At 37.5% G+C, this 18,302-nt stretch carries 11 protein-coding genes; 4 read left to right on the plus strand and 7 right to left on the minus strand.

From position 1 onward, the window contains the following. The 3 genes from ACFINH_RS05895 to ACFINH_RS05905 form a co-directional block, all read left to right on the plus strand. Positions 1-854: tyrosine-type recombinase/integrase (locus ACFINH_RS05895; RefSeq protein ID WP_375632381.1), on the plus strand; the 854-nt coding region annotated here is incomplete at its 5' end. 896 nt (positions 855-1,750) lie between these two features. Beyond that, positions 1,751-2,965 carry an NADP-dependent isocitrate dehydrogenase gene (locus tag ACFINH_RS05900; RefSeq protein ID WP_375613103.1) on the plus strand — a complete coding sequence of 405 codons (1,215 nt, stop codon included), beginning with the start codon at positions 1,751-1,753 and terminating at the stop codon, positions 2,963-2,965. Between the two features lie 118 nt (positions 2,966-3,083). Continuing rightward, positions 3,084-4,511, plus strand: a complete 1,428-nt coding sequence (locus ACFINH_RS05905; protein WP_375632382.1) for an MFS transporter — start codon at positions 3,084-3,086, stop codon at positions 4,509-4,511. Positions 4,512-4,555: 44 nt separating this feature from the next. Here the strand turns inward: ACFINH_RS05905 and ACFINH_RS05910 are convergent, their stop codons facing one another. The 7 genes from ACFINH_RS05910 to ssb form a co-directional block, all read right to left on the minus strand. After that, complete coding sequence (locus ACFINH_RS05910; RefSeq protein ID WP_375632383.1) at positions 4,556-5,755, minus strand: MFS transporter; 1,200 nt, start codon at positions 5,753-5,755, stop codon at positions 4,556-4,558. A gap of 1,284 nt (positions 5,756-7,039) precedes the next feature. Beyond that, a complete protein-coding gene (tgt, locus tag ACFINH_RS05915; protein ID WP_375632384.1) occupies positions 7,040-8,158 on the minus strand; it encodes a tRNA guanosine(34) transglycosylase Tgt in 1,119 nt (372 codons plus the stop codon). Between the two features lie 1,451 nt (positions 8,159-9,609). Then, positions 9,610-10,122, minus strand: coding sequence for a peptidylprolyl isomerase (locus ACFINH_RS05920; RefSeq protein WP_375611520.1), 513 nt, complete (start codon positions 10,120-10,122; stop codon positions 9,610-9,612). A gap of 18 nt (positions 10,123-10,140) precedes the next feature. After that, entirely contained in the window at positions 10,141-10,734 is a 594-nt protein-coding gene (locus ACFINH_RS05925; protein ID WP_375632385.1) for a peptidylprolyl isomerase, read from the minus strand. Next, complete coding sequence (gene coaD, locus ACFINH_RS05930; RefSeq protein WP_375632386.1) at positions 10,724-11,242, minus strand: pantetheine-phosphate adenylyltransferase; 519 nt, start codon at positions 11,240-11,242, stop codon at positions 10,724-10,726. Before coaD ends, ACFINH_RS05925 begins: the two co-directional genes overlap by 11 nt. 24 nt (positions 11,243-11,266) lie before the next feature. After that, positions 11,267-14,050 carry a DNA gyrase subunit A gene (gyrA, locus tag ACFINH_RS05935; RefSeq protein WP_375632387.1) on the minus strand — a complete coding sequence of 928 codons (2,784 nt, stop codon included), beginning with the start codon at positions 14,048-14,050 and terminating at the stop codon, positions 11,267-11,269. 230 nt (positions 14,051-14,280) lie between these two features. Continuing rightward, entirely contained in the window at positions 14,281-14,787 is a 507-nt protein-coding gene (gene ssb, locus ACFINH_RS05940) for a single-stranded DNA-binding protein (protein ID WP_375611516.1), read from the minus strand. Positions 14,788-15,117: 330 nt separating this feature from the next. Here ssb and uvrA point away from each other — a divergent pair, with 330 nt between their 5' ends. Then, positions 15,118-18,033: an excinuclease ABC subunit UvrA gene (gene uvrA, locus ACFINH_RS05945; protein ID WP_375632388.1), complete on the plus strand. Its 2,916-nt coding sequence runs from the start codon at positions 15,118-15,120 to the stop codon at positions 18,031-18,033. Positions 18,034-18,302 lie beyond the last annotated feature (269 nt).

The following is an 18,302-nucleotide window of genomic DNA, read 5'->3' on the forward strand; positions in this document are numbered from 1 at the left end:
AAACTGGTAAGCTAGTCGAAGGTTCATTCGCATGGCTCCTTAAACAGTATTTTAATAGCTCCAATTGGCATAACCTTTCTAAAGTCACCCAAAAACAAAAAGAACTCATCCTTATGAAGGTATGTGATACCATAGGAAACATTCCATACCAAGCAATTGAAAAGAAACATATCATAGCCGGTGTTGAACGGCGTAAAGAAACACCAGCAATGGCTAGAAACTTTCTGAAAGCCCTTAATGGACTTTTTAATTGGGCAATTGATCAAGGTCTTTTGGAAAATAATCCAACTTTAGGCGTCAAAAAACCTCCTCTTAAAAATAAAAGCGGCTTTCCTGTTTGGACAGAAGAAGATGTTGAGAAATATTATCACAAATGGCATCATGGTACCCATGAACGTGTCTGGATTGATGTTCTTTTATATACGGGCTTGCGTCGTGGTGATGCGGTACGCATTGGCTGGAAAGATGTCAAAGACAATATTATTCATCTCAAAACAGAGAAAAGTAAATTCCAAACAGATGTTTTTCTTCCCATTTTACCGGAATTAGCTAAAACGCTTGAAACTGGTCCTATTGGAGAAGAAACATTTATCTGTAGTAAAGTGAATCAAAAATTCACCAAAGAAAGCTTTGGGAATGGATTTAGAGACGCTTGTAATGCGGCTGGCATTAAAAAATCGGCGCATGGATTAAGAAAATTAGCCGCAACACGTGCAGCTAATTCTGGAGCAACAGTATCACAACTCAAAGCAATTTTTGGCTGGACAGAAGATCAGATGGCATCCCTTTATACAAAGAGTGCAGATCGTAAAAGACTAGCTCTTGAAGCTATAAAAAAGCTCCAAAAAAGTTAGGGGCAGAGACAAAAAAACGTAATAGAATCAAAATTCATTAATTCCCTTATATTCTATATAATTCTTTGATTTTATTTACTCTATACCCGCCCCTTGGGCGTACCATGTTTCTTTTTTCTATGTGTAATATATTCATTTTATTTGTGTTTTTAAAAATGAGGGATGCATAAATAAAAATGAGGGAATAAGATTTTAAAAGGAATCTCTTCGTAAAAAGGATACAAGAATCATTAGGTGATTAATTTCTTTGTTGCATTTCGAGGATAGTGCTTTACTGCGCATAGTTAATAACAATAAGAATCGATAAAACATAAGAATTAGAAGATTCTAGCTCGCGATACGGTAATTTTATAAGTCATATTCTTGCGTATGCTGTTAATTTTTAAATTAAAACCAGCCGCATCATTTATACGTTTTTTTCAACCTTCAAAATTGAAGTTTATCTCAAACGCATTTTATATGAAGCATTTCTAATTACAGTGCCTTTGTTATCACATTAAACTTTTTATAAACAAACAGACCATAAGCTTAGAATTGAAATAGCAATATAAAAATAGTTTCTTATTCACCTAACACAACAAATCAAGAAACTATAATTCAGAATACGATCAACTTATTAAATGGAATCTCTGATAATAAAAATGCATAATCCCTGTCCCCCGGTGATCTAACTACCTTATCTATTAAACAGATTCTTCATCAATCATCGAATAATTATAGATTTGCAAACACATCACTTCTTTTCAAAAATTAAACCCTCCAACAAAATTTTACACTCTATTGATAATATATTCTAAAAGCTCATATTTGAATGCTTTTTTCCCTTGTTTTTACTTTTCATTATAAACTTGAAAGTGTTATACAAGTAGTATCGCTTAAAAGAAAAAGGATTTCTAATGGTAAAGATCAAAGTAGAAAACCCCGTTGTTGAACTTGATGGGGATGAGATGACCCGCATCATCTGGAAATATATCAAAGATAAATTAATCCATCCCTACCTCGACATTGATCTAAAATATTATGATCTTTCCGTCGTAAATCGTGATGCAACCAATGATCAGGTAACTATCGATTCTGCCAATGCTATCAAAAAATATGGGGTTGGTATAAAATGCGCAACCATCACACCTGATGAAGCACGCGTTAAAGAATTTAACCTAAAAAAAATGTGGAAATCACCTAATGGCACAATCCGCAATATTTTAGGAGGAGTCATTTTTCGCGAACCCATTATCTGTAAAAATGTCCCTCGCCTTGTTCCTAACTGGACAAAGCCAATTATTATCGGACGTCACGCTTTTGGTGATCAATACAAGGCAACAGATTTTAAATTTCCAGGAAAAGGGAAATTAAGTATTAAATTTGTCGGTGATGATAATCAAGTTATTGAACATGATGTTTTTGATGCTCCAAGCGCAGGGGTTGCCATGGCTATGTATAACCTTGATGAGTCAATTCGTGATTTTGCCCGCGCATCCTTTAATTATGGACTACAACGGAATGTTCCAGTTTATCTTTCAACAAAAAATACCATTCTAAAAACTTACGATGGTCGTTTTAAAGATATCTTTCAAGAAATATTCGATACGGAATTTAAAACTGAATTTGAAAACCGTAAATTATATTACGAACACCGTCTTATTGATGATATGGTTGCTTCTGCATTAAAGTGGTCAGGTGGATACGTATGGGCATGTAAAAACTATGATGGTGATGTCCAATCTGATATTGTTGCCCAAGGCTTTGGTTCTCTGGGTCTCATGACTTCTGTTCTCATGACACCTGACGGCAAAATTGTTGAAGCAGAGGCAGCACACGGCACTGTAACACGCCATTATCGTCAGCATCAAAAGAATGAAGAAACATCAACGAACTCTATTGCATCTATTTTTGCATGGACGCGTGGACTAGCGCACCGTGCTAAACTAGATAACAATGAGAAGTTAAAAAACTTTTCCACGACATTGGAAGAAGTTTGTATTAAAACCGTCGAAGAAGGTTTTATGACCAAAGATCTCGCACTTTTGATTGGGCCTAAACAAAAGTGGCTTTCTACAACAGGTTTCCTCGATAAAATTGATGAGAATCTCAAAAAAGCAATGGGCAATTAAGTTATTACTTAAATTAAAATTCAAAGCTCTAAACAGAGCTTTGAATTTCTCTTGGCAAATTCAAAGAAGTACCTTATAAGTAAAAAGAGGATAGATTTTTATTAAATAGCAAACAACAGTGAAAAAACAGGGCTGGTCTGCGCTTTTATTGGGTAAAAATGGTCTTTGCTTTTTAACGTTTACAGGTGGAGTTGTGTTACACGCCACCAACGTTTATATTGTTATTACTATTTTACCCTCTCTTATGAATCATATTGGCAGTGAAATATATTATTCTTGGGTGGCTACTGTCTTTATTACAGCTTCACTCGTGGGTACTTCACTTGCAACAAAAATATTAGGGAAATTAGGTCCTCGCAATGCGTATGTTATTTCTGGACTTATCTTCACCCTAGGCACTTTTATGTGCAGCATTTCTTCATCTATGCCATTGTTTTTAATAGGACGCTTTATTCAAGGATTTGGAAGTGGTTCTTTGTTATCCCTATCCTATTCCATGGTACGGATTGTTTTCAGCCCATCTTTATGGTCACATGCATTAAGTATTATCTCTGGAATGTGGGGAATATCAACCTTGTTAGGACCAGCAATCGGGGGGCTTTCTGTATATTATGGCCTATGGCGAGCATCCTTTTTGATCATTGGCGTATTAGCTATATTTTTCTCACTCATCGCCTTTAAATTTTTACCAAAAAAGAATGAAAACAATGTTCCAACACCCCCTCTTCCTCTTCTCCAGCTTTTCACACTCACCTTATTGATTTTTATTATTTCTGTTGGAGGGGCTATGGAGTCTACAATAGCAAAAATTTGCGGATTAGTTATCGGACTTAGTCTTCTCTTTGTTCTAGCAAAAATCGAATCATCTACCCCTCATCCTATGTTGCCCCGCAAATCCTTTTCTTTCTCTTCTGAAATCTTTTCTGTTTACGCATTGATACTCGTTATGACAACAGTCGTATACAGTATAGAACTTTATTTTCCACTTTTTCTTCAAGAGCTTCATGGGCAAGCTCCACTTATTGCTGGTTATATAGCAGCACTTATGAGCCTAGGGTGGACATGTGGAGCCATCTCAAGTGCTGGTCTCTCCACAAAAAAAATTCGCAACATCATTGTATACTCGCCCCTATTAAAACTGTTAGGCATAATGATTCTTTTATGGCTCATCCCAACAGAAGTTTCCGCGCTTGAATATATTTTTATTATTTGCTTAGCACTGTTTTCTATTGGAATCAGTGCGGGCATAGCATGGCCACATTTGCTCACAAGGATCTTACAATGTGCAAATGATGAAGATGCTCTCCGTGCCAGTGAATCCCTTACCTCTGTACAACTATTTTCAGCGGCCTTAAGTGCAACTTTAGCAGGAGTCATCACCAATCTTGCAGGCCTCTTTAATCCTGGAGGAACAATAGGAATGATCTTAGCAGCAAAAACTCTCCTTATAGTGCTCATGGGTCTTTTATTTTGTCTTGCTATTCCATTAGCACTGCGCATTTCTTACTGCATATTGAAAAATCCAACAGGACATTCCAATAACTAAAAATAAATATAAAAATTCCTTCTTCATTTAAAAAATGAAAAATATTAAGCATGCTTCTCCATATACCATGAGATGCAAAAAAACATTAATCCACACAAAGTTAGAACACTTCCTAAAACAGCTGTATATTCATAACTATAGCCCAATTTTAAAACTAATGCTCCAGATTCTGCACCAAGAGCGTTGGCAATATTAAAAGCAGACTGCATTAATGCTCCTGCCAAAATCTGTCCCTGTAGTGCAACATCCATAATTTTTGTTTGTATAGAAGGCATAGCAGCAAAAGAAGTTCCAACAAAAAAGCATCCTATTGCCGCTGTTAACGGAGCATAGGATAAAAAGAAAAAAAGAAAAAAAACAAATACGCTCCAAAGCATAGAAAAAAATATCATCGGCGAAATACCAATTTTAACGGCCAATTTAGGCCCCAAAAGATTTCCTACCACCATACCCAATCCAACTAACGGCATGATAAATGGTACCAACTCAAGTGAAACACCAGAAATATGCATTAATGTTGGCTTGATATAAGTGAAAACAGAAAATAATCCTGACGCTCCCACCGACACCATCAACAAAAGAAGCCATACCTGCTTTTGCTTTAATGCACCCATTTCTTGCAAAGGATTCGTTTTTGGAAAACTTGAATCACAAGGAAAAAAATTCCAAATAAGCAAACAACATAATAAAGCGATCATCCCCACAAGGACAAAAGCAATCTGCCAACCAATAAGTTGACCAATCCAAGTAGCACTGGGTGCTCCCAAAACGGTTGCAATTGTTAAGCCAAGCATAACATATCCAACAGCTTTAGAACGTTCTTTCATTTCTACCATTGAAGAAGCAACCATAGCCGCAAGTCCAAAATAGATTCCATGGGGAAGTCCACTGAGAAAGCGTAATACGACTAATATACTAAAATCAGAAAAAAAGGCACTAGCAATATTTGCTAAAGCATAAAAAAGCATCAATCCTATCAAAACAGTTTTGCGTGATACCTGAGCTGTTGCCATAGCTAAAAGAGGTGCTCCAATCACAACTCCTAATGCATAAGCAGAAATATATTGACCAGCGGTAGGAATATCAACATAGGAACTTCGTGCCATCTCTGGTAGTAGCCCCATTGCGACAAACTCTGCAGTACCAATAGCAAAACTCCCCACAGCAAGAGCAAAAATTATTAAACGCCGTATTCTCGAATCAATTCCCAATGCAAGAACCTTTTGTTGATAAGAATCCCTCATATCATCACTTCTGGATAGGAGTTTTAACCGTAGATATCTGTAATACACACAAATAAAAATTCAAAACATTGTTATACGCATGCCCAATAGTCCCCAATAAAGTTTTAGAAATATTTTGATATATAAAGCATTTTATGGAGTTTTAAGTAAGATTCTTTAATGAAAAACCTTTGAAAACCTCAAGGTCACAGACGTATTCACCTATTTTTATCAGATCTGCCAGATAATAAACTTTGTCTCCTCTTTTCAGCCATTGTAATTTTACAGTGAAAACTTTATTTTACAACGGTATACTATACCCTATAAATAATTCTAAAATTTGCTGAATAATGCATTTCAAACAAGTGAACAATATCTCATCATTATCTTGATACAAAGATAAAACTTCTCCCCCAAAATTATTGTTGCTTTATTTTGCTACCTGAATACAGATCCCCCAAATCGATAAGCTATAATTTCAACTTTAGGCCATTCTTATAAATTATTATAGAGTCTTTTAAAAATTCTCATGATAATAGTGCTTGGTTTCTAGATTTATTAAATACCCTCTTTTAGACATCTTTACCCCTCCCTCATCTAACAGAGGAATCGCATCAAATATCTAACTCACTATCTGTAAATTAAAATATTCACGTAAATATATTATGATTATTTTCAGATAAATTCTATAAACAAAGCAAAAAACAAATATAATAAATTTTGTATAAGTATGTTTATTGCTATTTTATAAATATGACAATTACCGTGATTAATATTTAATTTATTATGACATAATATCTATAGTTTTATTATATAAATAATATTACATAAATCTATCTTAAAGAAGATTTATATATAAAAACTTAAAAAATAAAATTATAACATTTTAAATGTTGTAATTTTATTTTAGTTTTATTTTAATTTTCTAAAAATTTATCTGTTCGATTGTATATAATCCATTCTTTACCTTTAGTAATAAAAAACACAAAGTAGCTCATAAAAATACAATTTTCATACTTCTTTAAGAGTTCGCTAACGCCTCATTAACATTGTTGCTGTAAACAGTCATCAGAAACAGAAAAACTGTTTTTCTCCGGATCAGGTAGCGCGTACCGGAGTAACAGTTTCTGTTTTTATCTAGTAATTAGAAAAAGAATATGTGCCCTATAAAACCGCACTGTTATATCCTAAGATAGTGGAATTTTATAATTTTGGAAGATGTTTCTAATTTCATTTTTTAGCTAAATTTGTAAGTGTGAGAATAAATTCAATAAAAAAATGAGGTGCTATATTACGATTAATATTTTAGCGTCCTTGTGCCCATAGAGCACGCGTTTCAGCGCAAAAATCGGCATAACAGCCTTCCTCAATGGCATCACGAATTCCCTGCATAAGTTGTTGATAATAAAAAAGATTATTCCAAGTCAACAACATCCCCCCAAGAGATTCACCAGATTTAATCAAATGATGCAAATAAGCACAACTATAATCATGTGCTGCTGGACAAAGTGACTGTGGATCAAGAGGAAGTGGATCTTCTGCATAACGCGCATTACGCAAATTAATTCTACCAAAGCGGGTAAAAGCTAAACCATGACGTCCTGCACGCGTCGGCATAACACAATCAAACATATCAACACCACGAGCAACACTTTGTAAAATATCATCAGGTGTCCCTACTCCCATAAGATAGCGTGGTTTATCCTCTGGTAAAATCGGACAAGTAGTATCCAATACTGCTGTCATAACACTCTGCGGTTCACCAACAGCAAGCCCTCCAATAGCGTAACCTTTTAAATCGATTTCTTTTAATGCTTGAGCAGAACGTTCACGCAGTTTCATATTATCACCACCTTGAACAATCCCAAACAATGCTTTATCTGGCTGATCTCCAAAAGCTGTTTTACAACGCTGCGCCCACCGCAATGAAAGTTCCATAGCTTCTTCCATTTCTTTTTCAGTTGCGGGTAATGCAATACATTGATCCAACTGCATCTGGATATCTGCACCAAGAAGTCCTTGAATTTCGATAGAACGCTCTGGACTCATTTCATAGTAAGCTCCATTAATGTAAGAGCGAAAAATCACACCTTGTTCAGTAATTTTACGGATTCCCGCCAATGACATAACCTGAAAGCCACCAGAATCGGTTAAAATAGGTCCGCTCCAGCGTGAAAATTCATGTAATCCTCCCAAACGCGCAACACGTTCAGCTCCTGGACGTAACATTAAATGATAAGTATTTCCCAAAATGATATCTGCACCAAGATCACGAATTTGATCCATATACATAGCCTTAACGGTTCCTGCCGTCCCAACAGGCATAAATGCGGGTGTACGAACACATCCTCGCCCCGTTATAATTTCGCCTCGACGTGCATACCCATCTTGAGCAATTTTTCTATAATGAAATGTCTTTATCATAACTCTCGTCTTTTTGATTCCACCAATGCATATCTCTATAGAAAGAAAAAAGATATCCCCTTACGAGCATTGTCAAAAGCTTTATGAATTAATTTTTGATTCGCTCAATATTGTAACCAGCATCAAAAATTAAACGAGATAAAAGAACATTTCTTGTTAAGAAATCACCATAATAAAAGTGATAATCTAACTCTAGAAAAATAGTAAAATCCTTATAATATCATACCTCAAAATACCTACGCTTATCCTTAACAGAACTGCAACATTATTATCACAATAATTTCATCTTCACATACTTCCATAAGCAGTAACTTTGTACCCATAGAAGAAAATTTTGAACGCATTATACAGCTTACAATATTCTTTAACTTTTACAGATAAAAATTTTTCATCTACTGGGCACAGCGATCCTCACGCTTAATAAAAGCGCAAATGAGCATAATCATTTATCCACTCACAATATTGAGATAGCTCTTGGCATTAGAGATAATTCACAAAAGAAATTAACGTGTAAATAAAAATACTTTAAAAAACTAAAAATGCTTTTTGTAAAGATTCTCAAATACCAAAAGCTCTATCGTAACATTAGAGGCTGAAAAAGCGTATGATGGTACCCGCTTGCTCCTTCATAAGCTTTAAAGAAGGTGGTACATAATAGATTTTATACTATTTATAGCTTTAAAACTATACATGCCATGAATATCATCGTGGAAGTGAACGTTGATATGTACTAAGAAATGCTTCTTAAAAAAACACGTAAATACGCAACACAAGTGTATTCCGTTTGGAGCATTCCTCTATTAAAAAACGAGAAAAATAAAAGCGTAAGTCCATGCATAATCTTCATTATTTAAAAGATATTGCATTAGATACTTTTAAAAAAGTAAAGTTGAATTAAAAAGGAGATGGCAAGACTAGCCATTTGTTTCACTTCTGCGCCTTTTTATATTCTTCTAAGATTAAACTGTCTTCTTATTTTAAAGATTACGCCAATATATATAAACGCTGGTTTTCCACCTTGCTAGGAAAACTGGATGAGCGAGTAAAGCTCTTATCCATCTTAATATGTGTTTCAAACATGCTTCTGCATTAGGATTGGATGTTGATTTACGAGCAGAAACAAAAGCACACGCTCTCTTAGAAAGTAACATCATAAAACCATTAAGACCGACAATGGATTGAAGAGAAATGCCGAATTTTTTATAAAACACTTTGCCAAACAACAACCATAATACAACAGACTTTGCGTTTTCTTATTCTGACAGGTGTTTGTACAAATCCGTTGCGTTATATTCTTCAGGAAGATCCGATTGAAGAAAATATATGGACAATGCTTAGCTCGAAATTATAAAAGGTAAGCGTGATACTACAAAAGAGTTTCGTGTGCCTTTATTGATCAGAAAAGAGTATTTTTTCTTAGAAACTTACAATTGAAATCAGTATAGTTTATACTATTCTACATCCGCAGCAATAATGGCTTTGGTAATTGAATCTGGATCTGCAACAGGTTCACCACGTTTAATTTTATCAACATTTTCCATACCTTCAACAACCTGCCCCCATATGGAATATTGACGATCAAGCCACGGAGCATCTGCAAAACAAATAAAAAACTGAGAGTTAGCAGAATTTGGATTCTGACTCCGTGCCATAGAAACTGTACCACGCTTATGAGAAAGATTTGAAAACTCTGCTGTTAAATTTGGTTTTTCTGCCCCTCCCATACCAGCACGTGATAAATTGAATTTTTCACTATCCTTCTTTCCAAATTGCACATCCCCTGTTTGCGCCATAAAACCATCAATAACGCGATGGAAAATAACATTATCATAAGCACCTTCCCGTACCAGTTCTTTAATACGTGCAACATGACAAGGTGCCAAATCAGCAAAAAGCTCAATAACAACTCTGCCCTTTGTTGTTTCAAGAATTAAAGTATTCTCTGGATTTTTATTCTCAGCCATATGGAAAGCTCCCTTGATTCATTTCTCAACTTGTAAAATAGCAGCATTAATAACATCAGGATTTTTTACAGATCCATTATTACTTGTCGTACCTTTTTTTATTTTATCAACAACATCCATCCCCTTTATAACCTCTCCAACAACCGTATACTGACCGTTTAAAAAATCAGCATCATCAAAACAAATGAAGAATTGAGAATTCGCGGAATCCGGATCTTGTGATCGTGCCATCCCAACTGTACCACGCTTAAACGGCTGTTTTGAAAACTCTGCCGGTATATTGGGATAATTTGAGCCCCCCATACCAACGCGTTTCAGATCAAAATCTCTACTGCCTTTTTTTCCAAATTCTACATCACCAGTTTGCGCCATAAAGCCAGGAATTACACGATGAAACACAACATTATTATAGGCCCCCTCCTCTGTTAATCTTTTGATTTGCGCAACATGTTTTGGCGCCAAATCAGGACGCAGGCGAATAATGACATCACCATCTTTGAGAGATAAAACAAGAAGACTTGCATCATTTGCAGGGCTAGAATTACCAGCGACAGCGGACAATGAAAAAAAACAAAACACACATATCAAAACAGCAAAAATTCTACGAGACACACTTATTCTCCTTTAAAGACTGGAATTTCGAGCGCAAAGCTTGTGCAACATTGGGCGGCACAAATGGTGTCACATCACCTCCCATAGAGGCAATTTGACGTACCAATGTAGACGTTATCGCACGCCCAGAAACACTTGCGGGCAAAAAAACAGTTTGCAATTCAGGAGCCAGAATGCCATTCATCCCTGCCATTTGCATTTCATAATCAAGATCAGTACCATCACGCAATCCGCGAACGAGAAATGAAGCACCAACTTCACGTGCCTTGTCAATGAGAAGGTTATTAAATGAAAGAACCTGCAACCGATTAGAATCTGCACCGAAAAAGTCTTTCCCTACTTGGGTAATAAAACCAACACGCTCTTCAAAGCTAAAGAGTGCTTTTTTGTCACCCTGTATACCTATAGCGACGACCACCTTATTAGCTAACACAAAACACCCTTTTAAAACATCAAGATGACCGTTTGTAAGAGGATCAAACGAACCTGCGTAAAGAGCAATTTTCATGACTTTACTCCTTCCTCTTAAAAATTATTTTTCTTCGCTCATATCAACTGTATCAGAATGCTTCTCACCTTCATCATCTAATGAACTCGTATCATCTTCAGGTTCAGAAATACGTTCAACCGATACGACTCTTTCACCTTTGGCTGTATTAAAAATTGTGACTCCCTTAGTTGAGCGCCCAGCAGTACGAATTCCCTCAACAGGGACACGAATAAGCTGCCCCCCATCTGACACCAACATAATTTGGTCTTGCGCCTTCACCGGAAAAGCCGCTACTAATTTACCAATTTCAGCTGTTTTAGATGGATCTGTTGCACGAATCCCTTTTCCACCACGTCCCGAAATCCGGAACTCATAGGAAGAAGAACGTTTACCATAACCAAACTCACTCACTGTTAAAAGCATTTGTTCACGTGTATGAAGTTCTGCATAACGTTCATCTGTTAACTCTGTTTCAACACCCCCATCTTCATCATCCAGAATGACAATATCTTCAACATCAGCATCTGCACCAGCAGCACGCCGTTCATTCATTACACGTTTAATATAAGCAGAACGTTCAATGGACGTTGCCTCGACATGCTCTAAAATTGTCATCGAAATGACTTTATCGCCTTTAGCTAAATTGATACCACGAACTCCCACAGAATTACGCCCAGCAAAGACCCGAACATCAACAACTGGAAAACGGATACATTGTCCATTGGCTGTTGTTAGAACAACATCATCATGTTCTGTACAGGTTTCAACAGAAAGAATTTCATCTTCTTCATCAAGTTTCATCGCAATTTTACCATTACGATTAACCTGAACGAAATCTGATAATTTATTACGACGCACAGTTCCACGTGTTGTCGCAAACATAATATCTAATGCACTCCAGCTCGCTTCATCTTCAGGCAAAGGCATAATCGTTGTAATACGCTCACCTTGTTGTAAAGGAAGCATATTGATCAAAGCCCGCCCACGCGATTGGGGTGTCCCCAGCGGCAGTCGCCAAACTTTTTCCTTATAAACAATCCCACGTGATGAAAAGAAAAGAACCGGAGTATGCGTATTAGCAACAAACAACCGCGTTACAAAATCCTCATCCTTCGTGGACATACCAGAACGCCCCTTACCACCACGTCGCTGTGCACGATAGGTATTAAGAGGCACACGCTTAATATAGCCACTATGGCTCACCGTTACGACCATATCCTCTGGCGCGATCAGATCTTCACTCTCCATCTCAGCGCTACCAAAACCAAATACGGTACGTCGCGGTGTTGCAAATTCCTCACGCAGAGCACTCAACTCGTCCTTAACAATACCCATAATGCGTACGCGCGATGCTAAGATATCAAGGTAATCAGCAATATCCACACCAATTTTATTCAATTCATCAGCGATTTCATCACGTCCAAGGGCTGTCAATCGTTGCAAACGCAATTCTAAAATAGCACGTGCCTGTTCTTCAGAGAGATTATAAGTACCATCCTCGTGGATAATATGACGAGGATCATCAATAAGTTTAATCAAAGGCGCGACATCCATCGCTGGCCAGCGTCGCTCCATTAACTGTGCACGTGCTGTCTGTGGATCAGGAGCTTTGCGAATAAGCGCTATAATTTCATCAATATTGGCAACTGCAAGGGCAAGGCCAACCAAAACATGTGCTCGCTCACGCGCTTTACGCAAAAGATATTTTGTTCGCCGACTGACAACTTCTTCCCGAAAAGAAACAAATGCACGAAGCATATCAAGCAACGTCATCTGTTCGGGTTTTCCCCCATTCAAAGCAACCATATTACAACCAAAGGAAGTTTGTAGCGGCGTATACCGATATAATTGGTTTAAAACAATTTCCGCAACAACATCTTTCTTCAGCTCAATAACAACCCGATATCCATCACGATCCGATTCGTCACGCAAATCAGAGATTCCCTCAATGCGTTTATCGCGCACCAATTCAGCCATTTTCTCAATCATTGTTGCCTTATTAACTTGATAAGGGATCTCACTCACAATAATTGCCTGCCGACCACTGCGAATTTCTTCGATATCAACTTTAGCACGCATAATGATTGAGCCACGCCCTGTTTCATAAGCTGCACGAACACCAGAGTGGCCAAGGATAATACCCCCTGTAGGAAAATCCGGACCAGGAATAATTTCAATTATTTTATCGAGTGTGATATCGGGATTATCAATCAAAGCGATACAACCATCAACGACTTCACCAAGATTATGGGGAGGAATATTGGTTGCCATTCCCACAGCAATCCCCCCTGACCCATTAACCAAAAGATTGGGAAAACGCGCTGGCAAGACAACCGGTTCACGCTCACGCCCATCGTAATTATCCTGAAAATCAACAGTATCTTTATCAATATCAGCTAAAAGTTCTTCTGAAACTTTTTCTAAACGACACTCAGTATAGCGCATAGCCGCGGGTGGATCACCATCAACGGAACCAAAATTTCCCTGACCATCAATTAATGGATTTCTTAAAGAAAAGTCCTGCGCCATACGCACTAATGCATCGTAAATTGAAGCATCACCATGGGGATGAAATTTCCCCATAACCTCACCAACAACACCAGCAGATTTACGATACGACTTATTGAAAGAAAGCCCCATCTCATTCATAGCATGAAGGATACGTCGATGAACAGGCTTAAGACCATCACGGACATCAGGGAGTGCACGTGAAACAATCACGCTCATCGCATAATCGAGATAGGAGCGTTGCATTTCATCAATAATACTGATTGGTTCAATACCGGTTAGCACATCACGTTCTGGGTGTGGAGTAAGATCGGTCACAATTTCAAAACTTTCAAAAAAGAATCATTTCACTTTATTTATAGCGAAAAATACACAAAAATGCTAATTTCTCTCCCATGACAAAAAAGAAATTTAACAATATTTTTCAAGACGTTATTAATTTATATTTTAAATTACCAATAATAATTAACAATTTTCACTTCGCTAAACTTCAAAAATCTGAAACAAGCAAACCATAAAATGATCATAATACTGCAATTTAAAGACTCTTAAAAAGGGACGTCATCATCTAATTTGTGTGAAAAACTTTCTCCCAATTGATTATTATTTTGACCAAAAGCATTTCTCTGATTTGAGTGACTATCGGCAAAGCCACCACTATAACTCCCCCCTTGACTTGCTCCTTGCTCCCCGCTCGCAGCTCCCCGCCCATCAAGCATTTGTAATTCGCCACGGTACTTTTGCAAAACAATCTCTGTTGTATAACGATCATTTCCATTTTGATCTTGCCATTTTCGTGTCTGTAACTGCCCCTCAATATAAATTTTGCTGCCTTTTTTTAAATATTGCTCTGCAACTTTGACAAGGTTTTCATTAAAAATAACAATACTATGCCACTCAGTGCGTTCTTTTCGCTCATTTGTATTCCGATCGCGCCAACTTTCTGAAGTAGCAATACGCAGATTTGCCACTTGATCACCAGAATTCAAACGGCGGATTTCAGGATCCGCACCAAGATTACCAATCAAAATAACTTTATTAAGGCTACCAGCCATCGCATAAACTCCAAAATTTTAATTTGTAAAATACTCTGTTCTATAACAGTTATAACCCTCTTGACCTTCAATTTACATGTCGCAATTGACCATCAATATGGGTATTGCTATCCTTTACCAATATTGTATTCAGTGTAATTATAACAAAAGATGATAAAAACGCATAGTTTATTCCACCACGAGAGAATAAAAAGCTGCTCATTTGTATTTTTTTCACAAAACTTATACCTTCCTTTTGCATTAAAGCAGTTAAACACATTATAATTCTAAAAAAACAGTTTTATTCCATTTTAGGTGCTCAATTTTTGCCACATATGCCAAGGATAAAGTATGACTCATCAAAAATATATCTCCATTCGCGGTGCACGTGAGCATAATCTTAAAAATATTGATCTCGATCTGCCTCGTGATAAACTCATTGTTATAACAGGACTTTCTGGATCAGGGAAATCATCCTTAGCGTTTGATACAATTTACGCTGAAGGACAACGCCGCTATGTCGAAAGCCTTTCAGCCTATGCACGCCAATTTTTGGAAGTCATGCAAAAACCCGATGTCGACCGCATAGACGGTCTCTCTCCAGCTATCTCCATTGAACAAAAAACAACCAGTCGCAATCCTCGTTCAACAGTAGGTACCGTTACTGAAATCCACGATTACATGCGTCTTCTCTTTGCACGTATTGGTATTCCTCATTCTCCTGTGACAGGACTTCCTATTGAAAGCCAGACAGTAAGCCAAATGGTGGATCAAATTATGGCCTTACCAAAAGGAACGCGAATTTTTATTATGGCCCCTTTGGTGCGAGGACGAAAGGGAGAATATAAAAAAGAGCTAACAGAACTTTTAAAAAGAGGATTTCAACGCGCTAAAGTTGATGGCAAGTTTTATGAAATCCCTGATATTCCACCTCTGGATAAAAAATATAAACACGACATCGATGTCGTGGTAGACCGCATTGTTGTACAGAAGGATATCACCTCTCGCTTGGCTGATAGTATAGAAACCTGTTTACAGCTAGCAAATGGGCTTGCCATTGCTGAAATGGCAGACCAACCCTTAGCACAAAAAGAAACAACAAAGGAATCTGCTCATAAATCAAAAAATGATACACACAAACGGCTCATTTTTTCAGAAAAGTTTTCCTGCCCTGTATCGGGTTTTTCTATTCCTGAAATTGAACCACGCCTTTTTTCGTTCAATAATCCTTTTGGCGCCTGTCCTCTCTGCGATGGACTGGGCATAAAAAAAGCAATGGATCCACTGAAAATTGTGCCCAATAAAAATCTTACCCTCAAGAATGGCGCCATTGCCCCTTGGGCTAAGTCAGATTCACTTTACTATAAACAAACCTTAGAAGCATTAGGAAAAGCTTACGGTTTCAAACTCACAGATCAATGGTGTGAACTCTCTAATGAAGCACAACAGGCTATTCTCTACGGTACAAAAAGAGATGAAATTTCTTTTATCTATAAAAATAATTCTGGTTCGCATAAAACGACCCAACCCTTTGAAGGAATCATCCCTAATATGGAGAGACGCTGGAAAGAAACCGATTCTGCTTGGTCTCGAGAAGAAATCGAACGTTATATGTCTTCTTCGCCCTGCCCAGCTTGTCACGGTTATCGTTTAAAACCAGAGGCACTTGCTGTAAAAATAAACGGAATGCATATTGGGCAAATATCAGATCTTTCTATTCTAAAGGCAGATGATTGGTTTGCCAATGTTCATCAATATCTCACAAAAAAACAACGTAATATCGCCGTACGTATTTTAAAAGAAATTCGTGAACGCTTGGCTTTTTTAAATCATGTAGGATTGGAATATCTTACCTTGTCTCGAAATTCAGGAACGCTTTCAGGGGGAGAAAGCCAACGCATTCGGTTGGCATCCCAAATTGGTTCTGGTCTTACAGGCGTTCTTTATATTTTAGATGAACCATCTATCGGTTTACACCAACGCGATAATGAACGCCTGTTGGAAATGCTGCGCCATTTGCGTAATCTTGGCAATACAGTTATTGTTGTTGAACATGATGAAGATGCTATTCTCACAGCAGACTATGTTGTCGATATGGGGCCTGCCGCAGGCGTTCATGGTGGAGAAATCATAGCGCAAGGAACACCGCAGGAAATTATAGAAAATTCAGCCTCTCTCACAGGCCAATACCTTTCAGGAAAAATGGCTGTTAAAATGCCGACAGAGCGACGCAAAATATCAAAAACGAAAACACTTAAAATCATCGGCGCCAAAGGCAATAACCTCAAAAATATCAATGCGAATATTCCTCTTGGAACCTTCACATGCATAACTGGTGTTTCTGGAGGAGGAAAATCAACATTTCTTATTGAAACGCTTTTCAAAGCAGCATCACATCATATCATGGGCTCTCATCACAGCCCTGCCAGCTATGACAAAATTGAAGGATTAGAATTTCTTGATAAAGTCATCGATATCAACCAGTCTCCTATTGGACGCACCCCACGCTCTAATCCCGCAACCTATACAGGCGCTTTTACACCGATTCGTGAGTGGTTTGCCGATCTTCCAGAATCAAAAACCCGCGGTTACAAAGCTGGGCGTTTTTCATTTAATGTTAAAGGAGGACGGTGCGAAGCATGTCAAGGTGATGGAGTCATCAAAATTGAAATGCACTTTTTACCTGATGTCTATGTTACTTGCGATGTCTGTAAAGGAAAACGCTATAACCGAGAAACACTAGAAATAAAATTCAAAGGACAGTCTATAGCCGATATTTTGGATATGACAATTGAAAAGGCAGAGGAATTTTTCCAAGCTATTCCCGCTATTCATAATAAAATGGAAACTCTCATTAAAGTAGGGTTGGGTTACATAAAAGTAGGACAGCAAGCAACCACACTTTCTGGTGGGGAAGCACAACGTGTAAAACTTGCGAAAGAACTTTCTCGTAAAACAACGGGACGTACACTCTATATTTTGGATGAACCGACAACAGGTTTACATTTTCATGATATTTCCAAACTTCTTGAAGTGCTTCACGAACTAGTCGAGCAAGGCAACACAGTTATAGTCATTGAACATAACCTTGATGTTATAAAGACAGCCGACTGGATTATTGATTTAGGACCAGAAGGTGGAGATCGCGGTGGTGAAATTGTTGCAATTGGACGCCCTGAAGACATCATTAAGGTTCCCGCTTCCTATACGGGAAAATTTCTAAAAGATGTTTTACTGCGCCCATCTCTCTATAATTCTAATTCTTAGAAACGCTTTCTATTGTAAAATACAGCATACTAACAAAGCCTGTACTTTTATTATTACCTGTAAACCAACACCTAATTCCAGTGGTGCAACACGTTTGAAGCAAAGACTAAAAACAATTTAGCGCTTTATAAGCTGTTTCAGTTGTCGTATTGCCAAATAGGAACGCGCACATAATTGCGTATTTATTCTCTGTTTTGTTTATACCTGAAACGACCAGACAACCTAAACTGGGAAGAATATGAAGTTTTAAGGGTATAAATAAATTTCTA

This window comes from Bartonella sp. AA74HLJMH, from assembly GCF_042197045.1.
Classification (GTDB): domain Bacteria; phylum Pseudomonadota; class Alphaproteobacteria; order Rhizobiales; family Rhizobiaceae; genus Bartonella.